The organism is Actinosynnema sp. NPDC023658 (genome assembly GCF_040639995.1).
Classification (GTDB): Bacteria; Actinomycetota; Actinomycetes; order Mycobacteriales; family Pseudonocardiaceae; genus Actinosynnema.
Map to the genome: position 1 here is coordinate 1 of NZ_JBFAAX010000574.1, position 3,662 is coordinate 3,662.

At 73.3% G+C, this 3,662-nt stretch carries 1 protein-coding gene; it reads left to right on the forward strand.

Going from position 1 to position 3,662, the window contains the following annotated elements; genetic code table 11:
• Window positions 1-3,662, forward strand: a 3,662-nt coding sequence (locus AB0G02_RS31370) for a beta-ketoacyl synthase N-terminal-like domain-containing protein (RefSeq protein WP_360801256.1), incomplete at both ends; no start/stop codon positions are given.

A 3,662-nucleotide genomic window follows, 5' to 3' on the forward strand; every position in this document is an offset into this window, starting at 1 on the left:
CCGCATGCCGTCGTCACGCCCGTCGACTGGGCGGAGTTCGCGCCCGCCTACACCCGTCTGCGGCCCGGCAGGCTGCTCACCGACCTGCCCGAGGCGCGGGTGCGGGAGGAGCGGGCCGAGCCTGCCGCCGTGACCGCGGGTCTCGACGTGCTCGACCTGGTCACCACCCACACGGCGGCCGTGCTGGGGCACTCCTCACCGGAGGCCATCGACACCCGCCAGGCGTTCAAGGACCTCGGGTTCGACTCGCTGACCGCCGTCGAGCTGCGCAACCGGCTCACCACCGCGTTGGGACGGCGGCTGCCGCCCACGCTGGTCTTCGACCACCCGACGCCGGAACGGCTCGCCGCACACCTGCGCGGCGAGAGCACGACGGTGGCCCCGACCGCCGCGGCGGCGACGGAGGACCCGATCGTGATCGTCGGCATGGGCTGCCGGTTGCCCGGTGGCGTCGAGTCGCCGGACGACCTGTGGCGGCTCGTGCTGGACGGTGTCGACGCCATCGGTGACTTCCCGACCGACCGAGGGTGGGACCTGGACCGCCTGTACCACCCGGATCCCGACCACCCCGGCACCAGCTACACCCGTTCGGGCGGGTTCCTGTCCGATGCGGCCGGGTTCGACGCGGACTTCTTCGGCATCTCGCCGCGCGAGGCCCTGGCGATGGACCCGCAACAACGGGTGCTGCTGGAAACGGCCTGGGAGACGATCGAGCACGCGGGCATCGACCCGACCTCGTTGCGCGGCAGCCAGACCGGCGTGTTCACCGGCCTGTGGTCCTCGGGGTACGGGGGCGTGGTCGACCAGGCCCCGCGTGACGCCGAGGGCTACCTGGCGACCGGGATCTCACCGAGCGTCACGTCCGGCCGGGTCGCCTACCTGCTGGGGCTGCGGGGTCAGGCGGTGTCGGTGGACTCCGCCTGCTCGTCGTCGCTGGTGGCCATGCACCTGGCGGCCCAGGCACTGCGTTCCGGCGAGTGCGACCTGGCGTTGGCCGGTGGCGTCACGGTGATCGTGAACCCGCTGGGCTTCACCGAGTTCTCCCGGCAACGCGGGCTGGCCGCCGACGGCCGCTGCAAGCCGTTCTCCGCCTCCGCCGACGGCACCGGTTGGGGTGAGGGTGCGGGGCTGGTGCTGCTGGAGCGCCTGTCCGACGCGCGGCGCAACGGTCATCGGGTGTTGGCGGTGGTGCGGGGAAGTGCGGTGAACCAGGATGGCGCGTCGAACGGGTTGACCGCGCCGAATGGTCCGTCGCAGGAGCGGGTGATCCGGCAGGCGCTGGCGAACGCCCGTCTCGAACCGTCCGATGTGGACGCAGTGGAGGCCCACGGGACGGGTACGACGTTGGGTGATCCGATCGAGGCGCAGGCGTTGCTGGCGACCTATGGCCGGGATCGGTCGGTGCCGTTGTGGTTGGGGTCGGTGAAGTCGAACATCGGTCACACCCAGGCGGCGGCCGGGGTGGCGGGCGTGATCAAGATGGTGCTGGCCCTGCGGCACGGCCGGTTGCCGAGGACGCTGCACGTGGACGAGCCGACGCCGCACGTGGACTGGGCCGCCGGGGACGTGCGGCTGCTCACCGACGCCGTGCCGTGGCCGGAGACCGGTCGTCCGCGTCGCGCGGGTGTGTCGTCGTTCGGCGTGAGCGGCACGAACGCCCACGTCATCATCGAGCAGGCGCCATCACAGCCGCTGGTCGAGACGTCGGAGGCGGACGCGCCGTGGGTGATCACCGGCAAGACCGAGCGGGCCGTGCGGGACCTGGCGGCGCGGCTGGATCGGTACGCCGGGTCGGCCGACGCGTCCGCCGTGGCCGGTGCCCTGGCTGGTCGGGCGCGTTTCGAGCATCGTGCGGTGGTGTTGGACCCGGCTGCGGTGGGTGCGTTGGCGGAGGGTCGTGAGCATCCGGGGCTGGTGACCGGCATGGCGTCTCCGTTGGGCAAGTCGGTGTTCGTGTTCCCGGGTCAGGGTGCGCAGTGGGTCGGGATGGGGCGTGAGCTGTACGCGTCGGAGCCGGTGTTCCGGGAGTCGGTGGACGCGTGTGAGCGGGCGTTGGCTCCGCACGTGGACTGGTCGTTGGTCGAGGTGTTGAGCGGTGGTGCGCTGGATCGGGTCGACGTGGTGCAGCCCGCGTTGTTCGCGATGATGGTGTCGCTGGCCGCGTTGTGGCAGTCGCGTGGGGTCGAGCCGGACGCGGTGGTCGGGCACTCGCAGGGTGAGATCGCGGCGGCGCACGTGGCCGGTGCGTTGTCCCTGGAGGACGCGGCCAAGGTCGTGGCGTTGCGCAGCCGGGCGTTGGTGGCGATCTCCGGCCTGGGCGGCATGGTGTCCGTGGCGCTGCCGCCCGACGCGGAGGTGCTGTCCCGGTGGGGTGACCGGCTGTCGGTCGCGGTGGTCAACGCGGCGGACTCCGTGGTGGTGTCCGGCGAACTGACCGCGCTGGCCGAACTCGTGGCGGCCTGCGAGGCCGACGACGTCCGAGCGCGTCACCTCCCGGTCGACTACGCGGCGCATTCCCCGCACGTCGAGGCGGTCCGGGACCGGCTGCTGGCCGACCTGGCCGACATCACGCCCCTGCCGCCCCGAATCCCGTTCCACTCGACCGTCACCGACGGGCCGGTCGGGACCGTGGATGCCGCCTACTGGTACCGCAACCTGCGGGAGCCGGTCCGGTTCGACCGCGCGGTGGCGGCGCTGCTGACCGGTGGGCACGACGTGTTCGTGGAGGTCAGCCCGCACCCGGTGCTGGTGCCCGCGCTGGACGTCCCGCTCGCCACCGGCACCCTGCGCCGCGACCGGGGTGACTTCACCGCCGCTGCCGCCCGCCTCTTCGTGGCCGGTGTCGACGTCGACTGGCCCGCGCCCGCCGCCGGTCACGTCGACCTGCCCACCTACCCCTTCCAGCACGAGCGCTACTGGCTCGCGCCCGCGGCGGGGACCGCCGACGTCACCGCGGCCGGCCTCACCTCGACCGACCACCCGCTGCTGGGTGCCGCCGTCGAACTCGCCGCCGATCACCGCGTGCTGCTGACCGGGCGGTTGTCGACGGAGGCCCACCCCTGGCTGGCCGACCACGCCCTCCACGGTTCGGTGCTGCTGCCCGGCACCGGTTTCGTGGAGCTGGCGCTGCGGGCCGGTGCCCAGGTCGGTCGACCAGTCCTGGACGAACTGCTGTTGGAAGCGCCGATGGCGGTGCGGGGGACCGTGCCGGTACAGGTCTCCGTGGACGGCTCGGCGGTCACGATCCACTCCCGCGCCGACGGGGACTGGGTGCGGCACGCGACCGGCACGCTCGGCGTCGAACCGCCCGCCGCACGTCCCCTGGAGTGGCCGCCGGACGCCGAACCGGTCGACCTCACCGGCTTCTACGACGACCTCGCCGCCCGCGGTTTCGAGTACGGCCCGGCGTTCGAGGGCGTGCGGGCGGTGTGGCGGCACGGTGACGAGCTCTACGCCGAGGTCGCCCTGGCCGGCCCGGACGGGTTCGACCTGCACCCCGCGCTGCTGGACTCCGCGTTGCAGCCGCTCACGCTGGTCGCGGCCGGACGGCTGCCGTTCTCGTTCGCGGGCGTCGCGGTGCTGCGGACCGGGGTGTCGGCGGCCCGCGTCCGCCTGACGCCGACCGGCCCGGACACCTTCCGCGTGCTGCTGGCCACCGACAC